Source organism: Microvirga sp. BSC39, from assembly GCF_000739015.1.
GTDB lineage: Bacteria > Pseudomonadota > Alphaproteobacteria > Rhizobiales > Beijerinckiaceae > Microvirga.
Window position 1 is genome coordinate 168,959 of sequence record NZ_JPUG01000053.1, and the last position, 19,564, is coordinate 188,522.

Consider the following 19,564-nt stretch of genomic DNA (forward strand, 5'->3'; position numbering starts at 1 on the left):
TAATATTCAGGCTTGTGCGTCGCCTTGCCCCCATTATAAAAAGCGCTCAGATGAAGTATTACATGTCAAGAGGCCAGATCCGCCATCGGCTAGGGAGGGATAGTTGGCTTTTGGCCATGTCTGTCAGGATTGATGCCTGAGATGATTTGGATGAACTCTCGACGGCTCTATTGATACCATCAGAGCGCCAGCCAAGAGGCAGAGTATAATGCATTCAGGCTGACCACGGGATGAAGGGGCATCAGGATCCAATGCGGATTAACAACACGAGCGGGCATGGCACGGTTGAGACCAGCGTTTCTAAAGTGCAGAGTGCCGAAGCAGAGTGCGATAGCCCCGAGACAGGACCAGCGTTGATTGAAGCTGGCCTAGCTGAGTGCGAGGCTTCACTTCGACGTGCTCACGATGAAATGATGTCTTTGCGCCAAGAATTTGAAGATGCTCAGTCGAGGGCGGTCAAGATTAATGAGAAATGGCAGGAGGAGGTTGATCGGCGTGATCGAGAAATCGTCAAGCTAAAGGCAGAACTCGCAATCGCAGAGCACGACCGGCGCCTTAACGTTGCACAGATGGTAGGTGCAATGGTTACTGCCGAGCGTAGGCTCCGTGCTGCTGAAACGGTACCGGCAGACTTGGAAGATCGCTACCAGAGTCTTGTCAGGTATGTAGAAAAGCTAAGAGTTCGCCACCGCGACCTGCGTAAGCGTGTCGAGCAGCTTGCCAAGGAGGCCGATAAAGCCCGGCGCGAGAAGGAGGCTGTTGTTAGTAGTCTCAGCTGGAAATTGGCTGCTCCAATCCGCCTGCTTACCCGTCGCTACCCGAAGTTGGCCCAGGCAGTTGCCCGTATATTGAGATTTGCATGGCGGAACCTGGGATTGCAACGCATCCTGCGGCCTCTTCGAACTGGGCCTATGCGGGAGAAAGCTCCGAAGGCTGTCCACAATGCTCCAAAGGCCAAAGCCCCTCAAGAGTTGCTTCAGACGCCCCGCTGTGTGCCTACGCAAGGTAGTGTCAAGGTCGACACCTTTTCACATCCAGTCGAGTTGTTGAACAATACCGGAATTCAGCCTGGTATAGGAGGGTTCGGGGGCACGGAGCCTTGGCCGGCGGATCGGCCTTTGGTGAGTGTAGTAATTCCGTGCTTCAATTACAGCCATTTTGTCGCTGAAACCGTCGATTCTGTGCTTTCCCAGACATTTCAGGACCTCGAAATCATTGTCGTTGAGGGGGGATCAAGCTCGCTCGAGTCGCGGCAGAAGCTTGCTGAGTTGAATCTCCTGAGAACCCGAATTCTCCTTCAAAGCGAACCTTACCGAGCTGGCGCAAACCGAAATTTCGGAATCAGCCAAGCCCGCGGCAAGTATGTTTGCTGCCTCGATGCCGATGATCAGATTGATCCCACCTACATCGAAAAGGCCGTGTTCCTCATGGAGCACTATGGGTACGACGTAGTCTCTACTGCTGTCGAGTTCTTCGGGAACCGCTCAGGTGGTTACAACACTATTGAGAAGCCTGTGCTTGAGCAGATGCTCCAAGCCAACTATGTGCCAACCTGTGCAGTCTTCAGGCGTGAGCTTTGGGAGAGGGCGGGGGGCTTCAGAGACTCCGATCAGAGAACTGGACATGTCCACGAGGATTGGTTGTTCTGGGTGCGCTTGGGGGCTCTTGGAGCACGGTTTTGGAACATTGTTGGTGAGCGCCTTTTCAAGTACCGCATCCATGGCGCCAATTTGAGTCGCGGGCATGATGTGCTGCAGATAGAGGACCAAAGGCAGAACATACTCGAACTGAATACCGATGTCCTTCTTCCTGGCGTGTTTGAACGTTCGAAAGAAATCGCAGCTCAAAGCTGGCGCCACCCTGAGCCGCTGCGTAACCTCACTCGCTTCGGTCGAAACATTGCCGACTCCCGTCCGACATTGCTCGTCGCCATGCCCTTCCTTGTGATTGGTGGGGCAGAGCGCCTCTTGAGCACTATAATGACACACCTGCACTCCGTTGGGTGGCGAGTCATTGTTGTGACTACTGTACCTGTTAAACCGGAGCACGGCGATACGACGGATTGGTTCCGCAGCAGTACCAGTGAAATCTACCACCTTCCCCGCTTCTTAGGGCAGGAGCGCTGGAATGATTTCGTGAGCTATCTCATCACAGTGAAGAAGATTAGCCTTGTCTGGATTGTCGGGAGTGCGGCTTTTTATGAAATGCTACCGGGATTGAAAGCCCTCTATCCCGAGTTGAAGGTTGTCGATCTCCTGTTCAACACAGTTGGTCACACGGCCAACAATCGCAAAAATGCAGATCTGATCAATCTCAATATTGTCGAGAATGTTGAGGTCCACGAATGGCTTGTCGCGCATGGAGAGGCGGCTGATCGCATCCGCCTGATTGAGAGCGGACTCGATCTCGTTAGTTATGCTCCTCGTCCTAAGGACGATGGTGTTCTTCAACGAATTGGTGTCGACAAAGCTATGTTGCTAGTTGGATTTTCAGGCCGTTGGTCTGAGGAGAAGGACCCTCTTGGCTTTGTAGAGATAGCAAAGCTTGTGCCCAATGATGTGAAAGTTGCGTTCGTTATGACGGGAACTGGGCCACTAAGCAAAGAAGTTGAGGCTGCTGTCGCTGAAGCGAATTTCCCGGCGGGTCGTTTCCATCTCGCCGGAGCTGTCCCCGATATTGTAGCCTACATATCCTCTTACGACTTGCTCTGTTTGCCCTCGCGAATTGATGGGCGTCCGGTAGTCGTGTTGGAAGCTCTAGCGCAAGGCGTGCCGGTCCTTGCCTCAAATGTGGGTGCGCTACCGGAACTGATCGAGAATACCATCAGCGGCTTCCTTTGTAGTCCTAGAGACTATAAGGCATTCGCTGAGTACATTGTGCAACTTGCACGAAATCCTGAGAGACTTCAGCAGATGAAGCTGTCAGCAAGAATGGCCGCCGAGGAAAGACTCGATGCGCGGAAGATGCTCATGGAATATGAGAATGCTCTATCAGGACTGTTGTCCAAGCATGAGCAAAAAGAGTTGTCCGAGACTGCAGAGCGGCAGGTCAGGCCCGGAGTTGTAAGTGAGTCTTCTTTGTCAACGGACGGACAGACGCAAGAGACGACTTAGGAGTGCGCGGATCCTTTCTCGACATCGGCCTTCGAACAATATACTGCAGCCTTAATTTTGGATGGAGGATCTTTTGGTCTCAGGCAAGAACATTTTGGTAACGGGCGCAGGGGGGTTCATTGGAAGCCATCTCGTTGAGGCGTTGCTCCAGCGCGGGGCAAATGTCACAGCCATGGTTCGGTATAACTCTAGCTCCTCTACTGGTAATTTGAAGTTTTTGCCTGATGTTCTCCGCGATAATCTAAAGATTATTTCCGGCAACATTGAAGATGGAGATTTTGTTCTCAGAGCAGTTGAGGGGCAGGATATTGTCCTTCATCTAGCGGCTCTGATTGCCATTCCTTATTCTTACGTGGCGCCTCGTTCATACGTTCGTACGAATGTTGAGGGAACATTGAATGTTCTGGAGGCCGCTCGTCGGCTTGGAACCGGAAGGGTCGTACATACCAGCACATCAGAGGTTTATGGCACGGCGCGTCGCACCCCCATTGACGAAGAGCATCCTCTACAGGGTCAATCGCCCTATTCTGCCAGCAAGATCGGCGCGGATAAAATTGCCGACTCCTACTACCTGTCCTTCGATACGCCTGTCGTCGTGCTCCGGCCTTTCAACACATTTGGGCCCCGCCAGTCCGCCCGGGCGTTCATTCCGACCATTATCTCTCAGGCGCTCGCGCGCAATGAAGTTCATCTCGGGTCGCTGACGCCACAGCGTGACATGACCTTCGTTGCGGATACTGTTGAGGGGTTCATCCTTGCTGGAACAAAGCCCGGCATCGAAGGGGAGACGATCAATCTGGGGACCGGAGAGACCTACAGCATCGGCGATTTCGCGCAGCGCATCCTGCATTTGATGGGAATGGACAAGCCTATCGTTCATGACGCAGCACGAGACCGGCCGAGCAAGAGCGAAGTCATGAAGCTTGTGTCAGACAATTCGAAGGCTGCACAACTTCTTGGCTGGCGACCGACGACAGCGTTGGACGACGGTCTCCGTCAAGTCATCGACTTCATTTCAGCCAACCGCGAACTGTATGCCGCTACAACCTATACGGTTTAAGCGAAAGAGACGTTCATGCAAGCAATCATCATGGCGGGCGGCAAGGGATCGCGGCTGCATCCCTACTCCGCGTTGTTCCCGAAACCTCTTATGCCGCTCGGCGATAAGCCGATCCTCGAAATCTTGCTCCGCCAACTCCACGCAGCGGGCGTGACTAAGGCCATCATTGCCGTCAATCATCTCCGCCATCTGATCGAGGCTTTCTTCGGGGATGGCTCCCGCTTTGGAATGTCGATCACGTACAGTGTGGAAGACAAGCCTTTGGGTACTGCGGGACCCATGAGCTTGGTTCTCGATCAATTGGAGGAGAACTTCATTCTCACGAATGGTGATCTGCTGACGAACCTTGATATGGGTCGGATGATTGATGACCACATATCGAGTGGCGCTGCGGCGACCATCGGCACTTATCGCCGCGAGCTCAAGTCGGAGTTCGGCCTGTTGGAGGTTGATCCAAATATGCGGATGGTGGGATACCGCGAGAAACCGACCTATCAGCATCTCGTCAGTATGGGTCTTTACGTCCTCAACCGGGACGCCGTCCGCCAATGGCTGATACCGGGCGAGTATCTCGACATGCCAACCCTCATGCAATCAATGTCTCAGGCCGACATGCTGGTGCGGTGTCATCAGCAGGCCTGCACGTGGCTTGACATCGGACGTCCTGAAGATTTTGCTTTGGCGCAGAATATGGTGGAGCGCGAGCCGGAGGCTTTCTCACCGCGTCTGCGTGCATGATGAGGATCCTGCTCACCGGTTCGAGCGGATTCCTTGGGCGCCACATCCTGGCATCTCCCGCCGCTGCTGGCCTATCGTTTACGTGCGCCACACGTGTCGAAAGCAGCCAATTGTATCGGGATATTGTCCTTGGCCCTGGGCCCTGGGGACGGACGGAGTTCGAGCACGCTCTCGCCGTCAGTCGGCCTGATGTCGTGATTCATTGCGCCGGTGCAACCCATGGGGAGGCCCGGCTGCTCTTCGAGGCCAATGCTGTCCCGACGGCAGGGCTGCTGGCCGCCTTGTCCGGCATGGCCAATCCGCCGCGAACCATTCTGCTTGGATCGGCGGCTGAATACGGCTACGTCAGCAACGATGCCATGCCGGTCCGGGAGGATCATCCCTGCCAGCCCCGCAGCGATTATGGAATCTCCAAATATACCCAGACGCTCCTTGGCCTGGCCGCCGCCGAGCGCGGCCTGCCGGTGATGGTGGTGCGGCTATTCAATCCGGTCGGATTGGGAATGCCTCCGAAGCTTGCGTTACCATCATTTGCTCGACGCATCGTCAAGGCCTCCGGAACTGACGGTGTCATCAAAGTTGGCAATCTTGAAGTCAGCCGTGACTTCATCGATGTCAGAGAAGCGGCACGCCTTCTCGTTGCATTGGCATGCGCCCGCCATTGGCGTTGGCCTATACTTAATCTCTGCAGTGGGCACGCGTTCAGGCTTGATGTGCTCCTAAATTCCATGATTTCGGCGAGCGGCAAGCGCATTGACGTGCAAGTGGATCCAGGGCTTTTGCGCTCAGACGACATGCCGGTGCTAGTCGGAAGTACGGAGCGCCTCCAAGCCGTCGGGCTGGCTCCAGAGCCTCCAGATTTTGAGAGCCTACTTCCGCGAATCCTCGCTGATGCGGAAAAAGGATGTCACTGACTCTCCCCGCGGCTTGGTTCTGGACGAATCCCACGGTCAGGGAGCGTTGCTTTCGTTACTGTATAGGCTCGTTTCACCGATCTCGCATTTTTCGACACAGGCCTGAAGTTGAGCAGGATCCTACGTGCTATCGCCTGTACTACCAATGTGCGGAAGATTAGGCTCTCAATTGACCGCTGGGCGACACGAAACTACGGTTCATCGGAGCGACTAAACAGACGGGTACAGGTGTGGCTGTTGTAATCTTAGGAGCTGGGGCCCTCGGACGCGAGGTGCTTGCTGTCTTAGAGGCCTCTGGTACATCGGTGGCCAGATTCTTGGTTGAGCCGGGCTACGCAACGTCGCCTGTTAGGGGTATTCCAGTTGCTGATGATCTTGAGGCTTGGTCCTCTGATCCTGAGGCTAGCTTTCTCGTGGCAGTGGGCAATGGCGGTGCTCGAGAGAAGCTTGTCCAGCAAATGGGTCGCGTGCGGTACGCCACTGCAGTCCACCCGGCCGCAATCATTGGCCCAAACGTCACGTTGTGCGAAGGCGTGATGATATTGGGAGCAGCAAGTGTGACTGTTGATGTGAAGATTTCACCTCACGCGCTGGTATATCCTGGGTGTACAATCACCCATGATTGTGTGATCGGTGCCTACGCAAGCCTAGGTCCAGGAGTGTCACTGGCAGGTGGTGTTGTGATCGAGGAGGGGGCCAACATCGGGGCTGGGGCAGTAATTGCACCCGGGTGCCGTATTGGTGCTTGGTCCATCGTTGGGGCAGGAGCTGCTGTCATTCGCGACGTGCAAGCTGGGAGCACAGTTATTGGAGTGCCGGCCCGACCGCTAGCGCACCGTGGTGAGGCGGCCCCAGATTGAGGTAGGTGCCGCTTCAAGCATTCATCGCATCTAAGGATAAAGGTCTATCGTCTCCATGTCTCAGGTATCCGACCGATCGGGTTTGCCGATCAAAGTGCTCATACCAAAGCTTCCAACTGCTTCTGCCATCGCGCCTTATCTCGGGCGGATTGATGCCAGCCGAGTCTACAGCAACTACGGCCCATTATCCCGAGAATTCTCTGCTTCTCTCTCGGAGTTAACAGGGGCTGCCGGCGTCACACTGACTTGTAATGGGACGGCCGCAATAGAACTGGCTCTGCGCGCAAAGTGCCGCTCAGAGGGCGGGGTATGCATCATGCCTGCGTTCACCTTCATTGCGAGCGCGCACGCGGTCTGCAACGCAGGTTTGGTACCATTCTTGGTTGAGGTTGATCCGAACACACTCATGGTGACCCCTGAGATTGCCGAGGCGGCCTTGCGGCAGCTCGACACGCCGCCTGCGGCGGTCCTCGTTGTCAGTGCGTTCGGAGCGTCACCAGATTTCGACGGCTGGATGGCATTCGAGGCAAAACACGGCATCCCCGTTGTATTTGATGCAGCAGCCGCAGTCACATCCGTGTCCGACCGTATCGGAGCGCAGCCCGTTTGCGTCAGTCTGCATGCGACAAAGGTTCTTGGTATCGGCGAGGGCGGAGCGATCCTGTCGGCCGATGCCGATTTTATCGAGTACGCCACTGCTATGACCGGTTTTGGCTTTTTGGGGAGTGAGCGCTCGTCGGCTATTCGTGGAGGAAACTACCGAATCTCCGAGTATGCAGCTGCTGTTGGGCTCGCCGCGTTGGAGGCACTTCCAACTCGCCTCGAGAGGCTTCGGTCATTAATTGAGGCGTATGCCACACGACTGAAGAACAAAGAAGCGCGATTGCAGCCTGGTGCCGGACACGAATGGATTACAATGACCCTCAACGTCATCCTTCCAGAGGATTCGGTTGTGTCCACGTTGGATAGACTGGCAGCGGCGGGCGTGGAATGGCGACGCTGGTGGGGGCTCGGTTGTCACCGTCATCCTGCCTTTGCCAACGTGCCGCGTGCTGACCTCTCAGCGACCAACTCACTTGCGAACTGTGTGATCGGACTGCCATTCCATGAGGATTTGTCAGTGGCTGACATAGACCGCGTGGTGGCTTGCCTGCCATGAGCAAGATCCCGAAACTCTCCTATATCGTCCTGTCCTATAATTACGAGCGATTTATCGGAAGGACGCTTCGTAGTATTCTTGATCAAACCGTACAGGACTTCGAGATCGTAGTCGTGGACGACGCATCGAGCGATGAATCGGTCAATATCGTCCGAAGCTTCGCCGATCCTCGAATCAAATTGCATGTCAATGAACGTAACCTCGGAGGTGCTGCGAGCTACAATCGCGCGGTCGAAGCCGCCTCCGGGGAGTGGCTGGTAAACTTGGATGCCGACGATTGGGTCGCTCCACAGAAGGCCGAGCTTCAATTGGCGGCCCTCGCTTCCGACCCATCAATCGACATTATTGGAACGTACGTCAATTTCGTCGACAAGCAGGGCGCGCCGCATCCAAAGGCTCAGGAAATGGAGGCGCACACGAACGTCGCGCACGACCTCAACCGCCTTGATACATGGATAGGAGCCAATCCTCTCTGCCGGTCGTCAACCATGGTGCGCCGCGCTGCTCATTTGCGGATTGGTCTTGATGATCCAGCAATGATTCGAGCTCCCGACTATGAGTTGTGGACTCGTGCACTCCGTTTAGGCTGCCGCTTCGCAGTTCTACCTGATACTCTCACTTACTCTCGGCAACATTCTCAGGGTGTGACACATGCTGACCCTCTAGGGACAATGCTTGAAATTACCCACTCTATGTTGCGGAACCTAGTTCCGTTAGCGGAGGCGCGGGCTCTATACCCATCAATCGAACGCATTTTGACTTGGGTCGCGCGCCACCCACAACTCAGCTCACTTCAGCCCAATGAGGTATATAGGCTGCTTGGTCTGATGATGTCCGGAACTGGATCTTCCGATTTTACAACGTTCCGGAAGGTATTGGCTGCGCGCGATGAAGACCCCTCTCTCGCACGACTTGGTCGCCGTGCTCTTGCTTTGACAAATGGTTCAGAGCAGGCGGCGCACCTGAGTAGGCTTGAGCGAGATATCGGGGCCTACATCAAGGCTCGAGACTACTGGCATCAGAAGAGTAAAAAATGGGAGGGGAAATACAGGGATCTTGTGAAGGCAGCTCCGCACAAGAAGAGCCGCAGCCCTCAGCCTAAACACATAGCGCTTCTAGATAAACTTGCTAATAAAACTCCAAAATATCTTCGATGGGGGCTCGGTCGGTTATGGATCAAGGTATACTCGCGCTTCACCCGTTCCTCGTAAATGGAGCTTTGTCTTTGATCGTGCTCCGCGCGATGCGTAATCGAGGCATCGATATTCATATCGGATATTACCTACCAGGAGCCGGAGGATACACTCCCGATCGAGCCGAAGATTTCGCAGTCGATGACCGCTTGATCGACTTCTCTGATGCACATGGTGTGGCAGGAGTTGATATGCTGGCGAGTGTCGTACGGGAGCGGCAAATCGGTTTGGTGCTGCAAATTGGATCACCTTGGGCTTACCCCCAGCTCCCGTACTTGAAGGAGCGTGAGCCGCAGCGGCGTATCGTTGATGTACTCTATAACAAGGTCGGTCATACGCTAAATCACTTTCTCTTTGAAGCCTGCTTAGATGGCGTCATAGTCGAGAGCAGTGATATGCAGGAGTTTATTTCTAATAATACTTCTAAGACAAAGCCGAATATATACAAAGTGGAAAGCGGAATTGATCTGAAGACCTATAGTCCCAAGCGATCTGCTCCGGACGGCAATAGCCTCGTCGTCGGGTACTTCGGCCGAATGTCTCCGGAGAAGAATCCACTCGGTTTCGTTGCGCTCGCTGAATACTTGCATGCTGCGATCCCCGAGCTCCGTTTCGTCATGTTCGGTGAAGGAGAGATGTCCCAGACGGTCAGGGAGCGCATCGAAGCTGGCCCGGCTTCCGAAGTCATCAACTTCGGTGGGTATGTAGAGCATCCCTCCATGGCCTTGGCACAGCTCGATATTCTGGTCGTCCCCTCAAAATTGGATGGTCGACCAAATGTCATCATGGAAGCGAATGCCTGTGGAATTCCGGTTATAGGCGCGCCGATTGGAGGTATTCCAGAACTCGTCCAGCACGGATGCAATGGATTTTTGTTCCGCCCGGATGAATTCCGTGAGATTTCGAGAGTTGTTAGTGAGTGGGTTAAAAATATAGCCAAATATAAAGAGCATCAGATCGCGTGCCGGGTCATCGCCGAAAAGCACTTCGATCGGGAGCGTATGCTCAATGATTACGAAGCTGTATTTCGGAGATTGCTTCGAAACTGAACCACATTAGCGATGCTGGAATTGATATCGGCAGGGTGGCAGCAGAGGATCTCGTATATCATATCCGTGGGAGGTTTTCTAAGCAATAATAGTGTGATGTGCAGCTGCGGGACCATTCGAGTGGTGCTGCATAGGCTGGCATAACTGTCATATAGTTGCTAAGGGGACGAAATGAGGCAACTCGGCTTCTGCTGATGATCCCTTTAACGGCCGGCAGTTTGATGAGAAGGGAACATCTTACTACGAATGCACAGGACACCATCTTGAGTGTTGCAGGTTCCTCAGGTGGCCAGCTTTCTCAAGCCGGGAATTGGCAAAACGACTGGTCTTGGTTTAGGCACCAATTAATGACTGGGACCAAACTCGCATATCATAAGTGACTGCGTTCAAAACAAGGCTTGTCGATGCTCGAAAATAATGAGTCCAGCAATCAAGAGACACCCCGTCTCGTTGACATCAAATTGATCAATGACCCTCGAGGTGCTTTAGGTGTTATTGAGGGAATGGCCGATGTTGGCTTTAATTTCAAGCGCTTTTACTTCATTACAAAACTGTCGGAATTAAGTGAGCGCGGTGGCCATGCGCACAAAACGCTGAGGCAATGTTTTATATGTCTGCGCGGCGGGATGACGATTACTCTAGAAGCGAGGGGGGAAACTTTTAGCTTTCGCCTCGACTCGTATGACAAGGCACTGATCGTTCCGGCCGGATACTGGCGGGAGTTAAGAGAATTCGACGATGAAAGCCTCGTCGCGGTCCTAGCATCAGATCACTATGATGAAGGCGAGTACATTCGGGACCGTCGCGAGTTCGAGCTCTTCACACGACCCGCCAGTCCGAGCAGCGTACCCTACCTCGACCTTAATCGATATATCGTTAACATGCGTTCGGAACTCGATGTTGCTATCGAAAGCAGTCTCGATTCTGGGATCTTCATCGGTGGTGATGCCATCCAGCGGTTTGAGGCCGAGTTCTCACACTATTGTTCAACCGTTGCTGCGGCTGGGGTTGCTAACGGCTTTGACGCGCTGCAGCTTCCGCTGAGGGCGAAGGGAATCGGTCCTGGGGACGAGGTTATCGTTCCGGCTCACACATTTGTGGCAACGGCGCTCGCAGTTGCTCAGGTTGGGGCAACGCCTGTGCTGGTTGACGTTGAGCCCGATACCGGCCTCATGGATGTCGCTTCAGTCGAAAACCTCATAACGGACCGAACGCGCGCGATCATTCCTGTCCATCTCTATGGCTGTCCCGTTGACATGGATCCATTGATAGAGATTGCGTCCCGTCGCGGCCTCTTCCTTCTTGAAGATGCTGCACAGGCCCATGGTGCGCTCTATAAGGGGAGAAAGTGTGGCTCGTTGAGCGACGCGGCCGCATTCAGCTTCTACCCTACTAAGAATCTAGGAGCCCTAGGGGATGCCGGAGCTGTGGTTTCGAACGACAGTGCTCTGATCGGTCAGGTTCGAATGCTGGGCAATTACGGAGCTCCAAGAAAGTACCAGCACGACCAAGTAGGAATGAACTCACGGCTGGATCCGCTTCAGGCGCGGATCCTTTCGAAGAAGCTAAAGTATCTCAATGAGTGGAACAGTCGGCGACAGCAATATGCTAGGCAGTACTTTGCCGGCCTGAGCAACATCGACGGGCTGCAACTGCCGGTAACCCGAGACTGGGCAAAGCCGGTCTGGCACGTCTTTTCCGTCAAGGTATTGGATTCACGGCGCGATCAACTACAAGAGGCGCTTTCACGCCGCGCTATTGGGACCAACATCCACTACCCAATCCCTGTTCATCGCCAGAGGTGCTTCGCCGACCTCAAGTGGGACCTTGATGCTTATCCTAATGCCGATCGCTTCTCGCAGCAGTCTCTGAGCCTGCCACTTGATGCCCTGCATACTCCAGACGAGATCAAACTCGTCATTGACACTGTCCGTGACTTCTTCAACGCGCTCTAGTGCGGAAGGCACTCTTGGAGGCTAGCATGCCGGATAAAGACCTAGCAATTTCTCAGAATGTTGATCTTGCTTCCGTGCAGCTCGATTACGGGGCGTTTAGGCAACTGGCGTTGAACCCCAATCTATCGCATCACGAGCGCATCGGCTTCCCGGACTCCTATAGAGAAGGGTTTGAGGCGGACATATACGACGATATCTGTTCAAAACTTCCGCTTTTCCGGGAAAGAGAGAAGACCGTCGTCGACATCGGGCCCGGCTGTGCGAACCTTCCCAGAATGATCATCGATGCATGCGCGAAGAACGATCATCGATTGGTGCTCGTCGACTCAGAGGAAATGCTTCGCCAACTTCCGGATGGGCCCCATCTTTCGAAGGTCAGAGGCTTCTTTCCCACCAATTCGGAGGAAGTGCGCCAGGCTGCAGGAGGCCCGATAGACATCATTCTCTGCTACAGTGTATTACATTATCTTTTCGTCGAGACTAATCCTTTCCATGTCATCGACACGATCGTGGATATGCTCGATCATGGTGGAATGGCTCTGTTGGGTGACATACCTAACCTCTCCAAGCGTAATCGATTCTTCGCAAGCCCGAGGGGTGTGAGCTTCCACCAGGAGTTTACTGGAACCGACCAGCTTCCACCTCCTCCAGAAGCCGGACCGGCATTCCATAAGATCGACGATGGGGTCTTAGCTGGCCTTGTTCATCGTGCGCAACTTGCTGGTTGCGATGCCTACATCGTGCCTCAACCTGCTACTCTGCCGATGTCCAATCGGCGAGATGATCTCTTGCTGAGAAAGCCCTGACATGGCCGCGCACAATGGAAAACCGCTCATTATCGTAGGCAACGGTGAGATTGCATCGATGGCCTACGAATACTTCGTGCATGACTCCGTCTATGAACCTGTCGGCTTCGCGATCGGACGCGACTACATCAGCAGCGAGACGTTCGAGGGGCTGCCGTTGGTTGATCTTGCAGAGGTTGAAGCTGTGTTTCCTCCGGGCAAAGTGACAGCCTTCGTGGCAATCGGCGATAGTCAACTCAACCGGATTCGCGCGCACCACTACGCGATGATGAAGTCGAAAGGGTATGCTCTTGCCAGTTACGTTAGCTCTCGAGCCTTCGTCTGGCACAACGTTCAGATCGGCGAGAACTGCTTCATTCTGGAAGGGAACACACTTCAGGCTTTCGTCGTCATTGGGAACAACGTAACTCTTTGGAGCGGAAATCACATTGGACATCGATCGATGATAGAAGATCATGTGTTCATCACATCACAGGTGGTGATATCGGGATTCTGCACAGTCGGGCGGAATTCGTTCATCGGTGTTAACGCCGCCGTCGCGAACAACGTCGCCATCGCCCAGGACAACTACATCGGGATGTCGGCTTCAATTACTGCATCGACCGAGCCGAACCTCATCTACCAGGGAAATCCCGCTGAGCCGCGGAAGATCCCGGCCACACGGTTTTGCAGGGTCAAAGGGGGATGATCAATATAGTCCCCTACGAACCATCACTCAGAGGTCTTTGGAATGACCTCATCACGGTTGCCCGGAACGGACATTTCTTGTTCGATCGTGATTACATGGAATATCATGCGAGCCGCTTTTCGGACGTGTCGTGCATTATCCTTCATGAGGATGCCCCGATCGCTGTGTTTCCAGCAAATGTGACAGGCGATACCGTTCACTCGCATCAAGGCCTGACATTCGGCGGACTCGTCCTGGCTGACACGACGAAGTCCGCGCGTGTCTTGCAGGTATTCGATGCACTCATCTCGCATTATCGCGGCATCGGCAGCAAAAAGATCATCTATAAGGCTCTGCCCCCGATCTATCACAGGCGTCCTGCCCAAGAAGATCTTTATGCCCTCTTTCGATTTGGAGCTCGGCTCGTCCGCCGTGACGTCACGACATCCATCGATTGCAGGTGTCCAGGATCTTATTCGAAAAGGCGCCTGAGAGGACTTAAGAAAGCATCGAGTGCTGGGATTCAGGTTCGAAAGAGCCAAAGGTGGCGGGACTACTGGCATCTCCTGACCGGTTCTCTCGAGAGTAGGCACGGCGTCACGCCGGTGCACACGATAGAAGAAATCGAACTGCTCGCGTCGCGGTTCCCTGAGGCGATCCAGCTCTACGTATCGACTCTCGATGATCATGTAGTCGCTGGAGTGGTCATGTACAACACGGCGACTGTAGCTCATGCACAGTACATAGCAGTCAGCGACGACGGGCGCCGAGTTGGAGCCTTGGATTGCCTTCTCGACCATGTAATCTTGCGTTATCAGCAGACTCACCGCTTCTTCGATTTCGGAATCTCAAATGAAGATGGCGGGCGCATTCTCAACGAAGGGCTCGTGTCTCAAAAGGAGGAGTTCGGTGGAAGCACCGTGGTGCACGATGTTTATGAACTGAGCATCGAATAGGTTTGAACGCGAGTAGCGTAGTATAGGTCAACAATGAGCTGCCGAGGCTGTGATGCAGATTGCAAGGTGATGAGTTCATCCCGCCAAAGAGCTGCAGCGCATCCACATATCAGCCGGGAGGCCTTTGATGAGATGGAAGAAGCTAGGTCAAGTTTTCAGTGCCAGTGGTCAGGCGTCATGGATGCACTCACATGCCTATCTACCGACCGCGTACCAGATTGAGAGCGACAGGATCCGAGTATTCCTCGCATTCCGTGATGAGGCAAATGTCGGGCGCATCGGCTGGATCGATGTTGCTGCAGAAAACCCAACGCGCGTAGTTGCCATCTCGGAGCAGCCGGCTCTCGATATCGGAAGGCCGGGAGCTTTCGACGACAATGGTGCAACTCCTCTCTCAGTGGTTCAAGATGGTGATCGCCTCAGGATGTACTACGCAGGATGGCAGTTGACCCCGCGTGCAAGATACCTCTTGTTTACTGGACTTGCGCTCAGCCACGATGGCGGAAGGAGCTTTGTGCGTTACCAAGAAACGCCAGTGCTTGATCGTAGCCCGAGTGAATTCGTGATCCGCTCTGGTGCTGGAGTACTCAAGGATCCTGAGAGCGGCATTTGGAAGGTATGGTATGCTGCTGGATCTAGCCTCGTTGATATAAGTGGTAAGGCAGTACCCTCTTACAATTTGGTGTATGCCGAGTCTGAGGACGGGATCGTCTGGCCTTCGACCGGAACTGTGGCTCTCACGCCTCATCGACCAGACGAGTACGGCTTTGGTCGACCGCATGTCTGGAGAAAGGGTGAGCTCTACGAAATGTGGTATTCAGTACGGTCCCACTCGAAGAACTATCAAATCGGCTATGCGACATCCCGCGATGGCCTGGATTGGGAACGTCGCGATGCGGAAGGCGGATTGCCTCGCTCGGACGCAGGTTGGGATGCGGATATGACGTGTTTCGCTTCACTAATCGAAAACGAGCACGGCTGCTTCATATTCTACAACGGAAATGGTTATGGAAGCACCGGAGTGGGTGTAGCGCAACGGATCGACTGATTTTCGCCGACAACGAGTGGGTCCTCTGACTTGATATGGATTTCGCTTCAGCTGACTCGTATGACATGAGGGTCGCATATGAATAACAACCCACTGGTGTCCGTCTGTATACCTGCCTATAACCATGACAAATACATTGCGGACTGCGTTAAGAGTGTCCTCGCGCAGACCATTAGCGACTTTGAGATAGTGATTACGGACGATATGTCCTCGGATCAGACAGTCGCGATAATCGAGACATTTTCGGACGAGCGTATTCGATTATTTCGAGCGATGACAAACCAGGGTCCAAGTGCCACGGCGAACAATAATATTCGCCAGGCGCGTGGCCAGTACATATGTTTTCTTGCATCTGATGATAGGTTCCAGCCCGAGAAACTTGAGCGGCAACTGGCGTTCCTTCAGAATAATCCTGATGTGGGAATTGTATTTTCCTATATGCGCTATGTCGATGAGGGCGGCGCTCCAATCGATGGCCACCCCGCATATAGATATACTGACGTTGAGAATCGATCGCGTGAGGAGTGGCTCCGCAAATTCTTCTTCGAGGGAAACTACTTATCCGCGCCGACTGCAATGATACGGCGTGAAGTGTTTGACCGAATAGGTTTGTTGGATATCCGGCTTCTGCAGACACAGGATTTCGATTTCTGGATACGTGCCTGTCTTCACTATGAGATCCATGTTTTACCCGAGAGGCTCATCGACTATCGTATTCGGGCATCTCAACAGAATACAAGTGCTCCCACGCCCGAGAAACAGGCTCAAACGTACTGGGAACTCTCGAAAGTATTACGTCACTTTTGCCAGATCGAGGACGAAAAATTACTCAATAAGGTATTTCCTGAGCTAGAATCTCTGAAAGGCGATCTCCGCTCCACTCAGGCCAAGATCGCACTCCTGGCTGTGCATGCGGCATCGCAGCCGGTGCGTGTATTCGGGATTGATGCACTCTATAACGCACTCGTCGATGACGAGGTTACTCAGGCTGCCGAAGAAAATGGGTACGACCTTCCGACATTTTACAAGTTGGCTGGAGACATAGACGCCCTCGGTGTCAAGCAAGGGGTAAGAGTTCGCGAACTGGAGGAGCTATTCAGGGAAGCTGACAAAATTTCGCAACAGCGCTTAGACAGTCTCAAAGCGGAGTATGACTGGGCCGCCGATCAGGCAAGGCGTTGGGAAACAGCGGCTGTAAACGCCACCCGGCAGGCTGAGCAGTCAAATAAGGATCGCAAGGAAGCTGTCCGCGCCTCCCAGGAGTGGAAGCAGAAGTACGAGCAGGCATTCGCACAGTCTCAAGTGTGGCAGAAGAAATACGAGAAATCTGCACTTCCGTTTCTTATCAGGAGGATCTTCTCGGCATTGCAGCGGCACTAAGGGCCGGTGTCTGGAGATAGCCTCTGTCCAATCTAAGGGCCATGAAGTGCTTTCGCCCATGACATGGCTCGGTCAAGATCGTCCAGGGTGACTTTTATGCTTAGATGCGCCGGATGCCCACTCGAGCCGAGGACTGGTTCACACGCCACGATGGCATAGTGAAGTTCAAGCGCATCGGCCATGAACGCGAAGTATTCCGGATTGACGATCCGATCTTGGCAGAGAAGGACGAGCGCTGTTCCTGGCCTGCAGAAAACGGCATTCGTGAGACCGGCGCCCGCCATTCCAACGACAACATCGGCTTGACGAAAAAGCGCGATCTGTGCTGCCATCGTCATCGTCTCGGGCTGAACAACGATTGCACCGAGGCGTTGCAGATGGAGCGCAACTTCCTCTTGATTGACGATGTTGCGATGCCGAAGACCATTACCGAGATCGACATCGGTACGCCGGATGAAGACGATCTTGCCGGTTTCGCCTCGCGGGGGCGCATAGAGGCTGCTGAGCCGCGGCCTGAGGGCTCGAAGATACGGAGCGTCGAAGACAGCCTCCTTGGCGCGCTCGAAATGATCAGGCGAAAATGCTGCGGATGAAGGAACGACCAGATCGTCGACATGCACAAGATCGTCCGGAGCCATGAGCATGATGGTGCGGTTCGGAGCGAAGAGGCGCAGAAGTTCGATCAACTGCGGCGCCACAGGAGGGACCAGCAATGGTGAAGTGTCACCCGGATGCTGCTCGTCCGCTATAAGGAGGCGAGGCAGAAGGTCTGTCACGAAGTGGAAGTAGTTGAAGGAGTAACGTGTTCCGACGAGAACACCGCGGTTTAGCCGAGCAGTCGGCTTCAAATCAGGTCGATTCGAAAATTTCCAGCGATCGCCGGCGGCCTCAAAGAAGGCAGCGTAATTGCCGGGCTGCTGGCCGAGCAACAATTCAGGCAGGGCAGCCCAGTGAACAGCTCCCTCAGATCCGCATGTCAGCGTCGCTGTGCTTTGCCCGTGAACGAGGCAAGCCTTGATGTGCGCAATGTACCGCGTCGGCAGTTCTCGACGTAAGATAAGATCAAAATCGCTTGTTCCAAAAATTGGAAATGGTTTAGCCTCAATTGAGGCGGGCGTTGGCAACCATGCAAGCGAGCCATTCTGCGGTCCGATTGACTCTATCGGCAACTCCCGGAGGGGTTTTGGTTCCGGATCGTCCTGGCTTCCATTCTCGAGTCCGCGGATTGCGGACATAGTGGTATGCTGGCTGCCGCGCGCCCAAGAGGCAGTAGTGAAGCGCGTCAGGCGCGATATTGCAGTAACCGCAAGGCTGGCGACTCGGCTGTACAAGTGAAATCCATTCGGAAGGAGGGAGGGTGCTGCGCCCTATGACCAGTTTAATCTTAGCAGGCCAGAGTGCTTCATCATTCATAGCTATAACAAATGGGAATTAGCGAGGGCAAACAAGAAGAGAATAATGAGCAGTTCGGTCGCTACGAGCATTATCTGGTCGAACTGAGCCCGGAAATACGCCGCCAAGTCGAAGAAGATGCCTGCTATGGCCGCCCCAACATATGCTCCCGCGCTTCTGTCAAGGATGATTATAAGGATGCCGACACCAAGCAGGAACCCGGCAACGGAATAGGTTTCAGGTAGGAACACGCCCGCTCCGAGATAGGACTTGATATCAAGACACATTAGCAGAAGGAATGCGGGCAACAGAGACAGGAGGATGGCTCCAGTCCTGCAATGGCTGAGCGACCATACCGTCGTCATCACCCCGGCCCAGAGGGCACAGGCCGCTACGACGAGGCCTAGAGGCTGTTATGGACTGCGCTGTAGTTGACGGCCTGTCGCAGCATAATACAGACCAGTGCAATCACATGCAGGTCTGCGAGGGTTTGAGGTAAACGCTCGTAATCGCGCACCAGACGGCGAAAGCGGGTGGCCCAGGCGAAGGTCCGTTCGACCACCCATCGGCGCGGCAACAACACAAAACCGCGCTTGGCCTCAGCCAGCTTGACCACCTCCAGCTCAATCCCATGCTCGCGGGCGGCAGCCGCGGCCCTCTCGCCCGTGTAGCCCTGATCGACATAGGCCAGATCCACACTCTCGCCGGTGGCGGCCTGCATGGCTTGCGCCAGTTGTCCCACCTCAGCCCGATCATCAGCGGTGGCGGGTGTGACGTGGGCCGCCAGCAGATGGCCGAGGGTGTCCACCGCCATGTGCAGCTTGGAGCCCTTCTTGCGCTTGGCGCCATCATAGCCCGCGCGGGCTCCGCTCTCCGGGCTGGAGCGCAGCGTACGGCTGTCGAGCACAGCGGCCGAGGGCTCCTCATCGCGCCCGGCCGCCAGGCGCAGCACCGCGCGAAGGTCGTGCGCCAACTCTTCGAAGCAGCCGGCGTTGAGCCAGCGCTGGGTCTGCTGGTAGACCTCAGCCCAGGGCGGCAGGTCGTTGGGCATCCAGCGCCAGGGCGCTCCCGTCTTGATGATGTAGCGAAGGCCGTTGAACACCTCACGCAAGGAGTGTTCACGCTGACCTGCCTCTTCAGGCAAAAGCGTCAGATAGGGCGCCACCAGCGCCCATTCTTCATCGGAGACATCGGAGGGGTAAGGCTTGCGAGGTGAGGTCATCTCACCCCAACGGCAATGACCTCAAGCCGGGTCCATAACAGTCTCTAGTCCG

The 19,564-nt window shown here is 54.5% G+C and carries 16 protein-coding genes; 13 read left to right on the forward strand and 3 right to left on the reverse strand.

Annotation, left to right across the window (positions count from 1 at the left end; genetic code table 11):
• Positions 1–251 precede the first annotated feature (251 nt).
• The 13 genes from MA07_RS08075 (at position 252) to MA07_RS08130 (ending at position 16,898) form a co-directional block, all read left to right on the forward strand.
• Positions 252–3,113 carry a glycosyltransferase gene (locus tag MA07_RS08075; RefSeq protein ID WP_036349036.1) on the forward strand — a complete coding sequence of 954 codons (2,862 nt, stop codon included), beginning with the start codon at positions 252–254 and terminating at the stop codon, positions 3,111–3,113.
• 73 nt (positions 3,114–3,186) lie between these two features.
• Complete coding sequence (locus MA07_RS08080) at positions 3,187–4,173, forward strand: SDR family NAD(P)-dependent oxidoreductase (protein ID WP_280114229.1); 987 nt, start codon at positions 3,187–3,189, stop codon at positions 4,171–4,173.
• A gap of 15 nt (positions 4,174–4,188) precedes the next feature.
• A complete protein-coding gene (locus MA07_RS08085) occupies positions 4,189–4,911 on the forward strand; it encodes a sugar phosphate nucleotidyltransferase (protein ID WP_036349044.1) in 723 nt (240 codons plus the stop codon).
• Positions 4,911–5,825, forward strand: coding sequence for an NAD-dependent epimerase/dehydratase family protein (locus MA07_RS08090; RefSeq protein WP_244445193.1), 915 nt, complete (start codon positions 4,911–4,913; stop codon positions 5,823–5,825). The genes MA07_RS08085 and MA07_RS08090 overlap by 1 nt, the downstream gene beginning before the upstream one ends.
• 915 nt (positions 5,826–6,740) lie before the next feature.
• A complete protein-coding gene (locus MA07_RS08095) occupies positions 6,741–7,844 on the forward strand; it encodes a DegT/DnrJ/EryC1/StrS family aminotransferase (protein WP_036349049.1) in 1,104 nt (367 codons plus the stop codon).
• Positions 7,841–9,055 carry a glycosyltransferase family A protein gene (locus MA07_RS08100; protein ID WP_052002945.1) on the forward strand — a complete coding sequence of 405 codons (1,215 nt, stop codon included), beginning with the start codon at positions 7,841–7,843 and terminating at the stop codon, positions 9,053–9,055. The genes MA07_RS08095 and MA07_RS08100 overlap by 4 nt, the downstream gene beginning before the upstream one ends.
• 20 nt (positions 9,056–9,075) lie before the next feature.
• Positions 9,076–10,086, forward strand: coding sequence for a glycosyltransferase (locus tag MA07_RS08105; RefSeq protein ID WP_244445194.1), 1,011 nt, complete (start codon positions 9,076–9,078; stop codon positions 10,084–10,086).
• 404 nt (positions 10,087–10,490) lie between these two features.
• Positions 10,491–12,041 (forward strand): DegT/DnrJ/EryC1/StrS family aminotransferase, encoded by a 1,551-nt coding sequence (locus MA07_RS08110; RefSeq protein ID WP_081928835.1) that lies wholly within the window; start codon positions 10,491–10,493, stop codon positions 12,039–12,041.
• Positions 12,042–12,067: 26 nt separating this feature from the next.
• Positions 12,068–12,847: a methyltransferase type 12 gene (locus tag MA07_RS08115; RefSeq protein WP_036349055.1), complete on the forward strand. Its 780-nt coding sequence runs from the start codon at positions 12,068–12,070 to the stop codon at positions 12,845–12,847.
• A 1-nt stretch (position 12,848) separates the two neighbouring features.
• Positions 12,849–13,535, forward strand: a complete 687-nt coding sequence (locus MA07_RS08120; RefSeq protein ID WP_036349058.1) for an acetyltransferase — start codon at positions 12,849–12,851, stop codon at positions 13,533–13,535.
• Positions 13,532–14,470 (forward strand): GNAT family N-acetyltransferase, encoded by a 939-nt coding sequence (locus tag MA07_RS08125; RefSeq protein ID WP_036349060.1) that lies wholly within the window; start codon positions 13,532–13,534, stop codon positions 14,468–14,470. The genes MA07_RS08120 and MA07_RS08125 overlap by 4 nt, the downstream gene beginning before the upstream one ends.
• Before the next feature lie 127 nt (positions 14,471–14,597).
• Positions 14,598–15,518, forward strand: a complete 921-nt coding sequence (locus tag MA07_RS28705) for a glucosyl hydrolase (protein WP_081928836.1) — start codon at positions 14,598–14,600, stop codon at positions 15,516–15,518.
• 78 nt (positions 15,519–15,596) lie between these two features.
• Complete coding sequence (locus tag MA07_RS08130) at positions 15,597–16,898, forward strand: glycosyltransferase (RefSeq protein ID WP_052002938.1); 1,302 nt, start codon at positions 15,597–15,599, stop codon at positions 16,896–16,898.
• Positions 16,899–16,930: 32 nt separating this feature from the next.
• On the opposite strand, the gene MA07_RS08135 is transcribed toward MA07_RS08130, so the two are convergent.
• From MA07_RS08135 to MA07_RS08145, 3 genes are all read right to left on the reverse strand, one after another.
• Positions 16,931–18,133, reverse strand: a complete 1,203-nt coding sequence (locus tag MA07_RS08135; protein ID WP_081928837.1) for a glycosyltransferase family 61 protein — start codon at positions 18,131–18,133, stop codon at positions 16,931–16,933.
• A gap of 180 nt (positions 18,134–18,313) precedes the next feature.
• Positions 18,314–18,541 carry a hypothetical protein gene (locus tag MA07_RS08140; protein WP_152568775.1) on the reverse strand — a complete coding sequence of 76 codons (228 nt, stop codon included), beginning with the start codon at positions 18,539–18,541 and terminating at the stop codon, positions 18,314–18,316.
• 152 nt (positions 18,542–18,693) lie between these two features.
• Positions 18,694–19,512, reverse strand: coding sequence for an IS5 family transposase (locus MA07_RS08145; protein ID WP_036349069.1), 819 nt, complete (start codon positions 19,510–19,512; stop codon positions 18,694–18,696).
• Positions 19,513–19,564 lie beyond the last annotated feature (52 nt).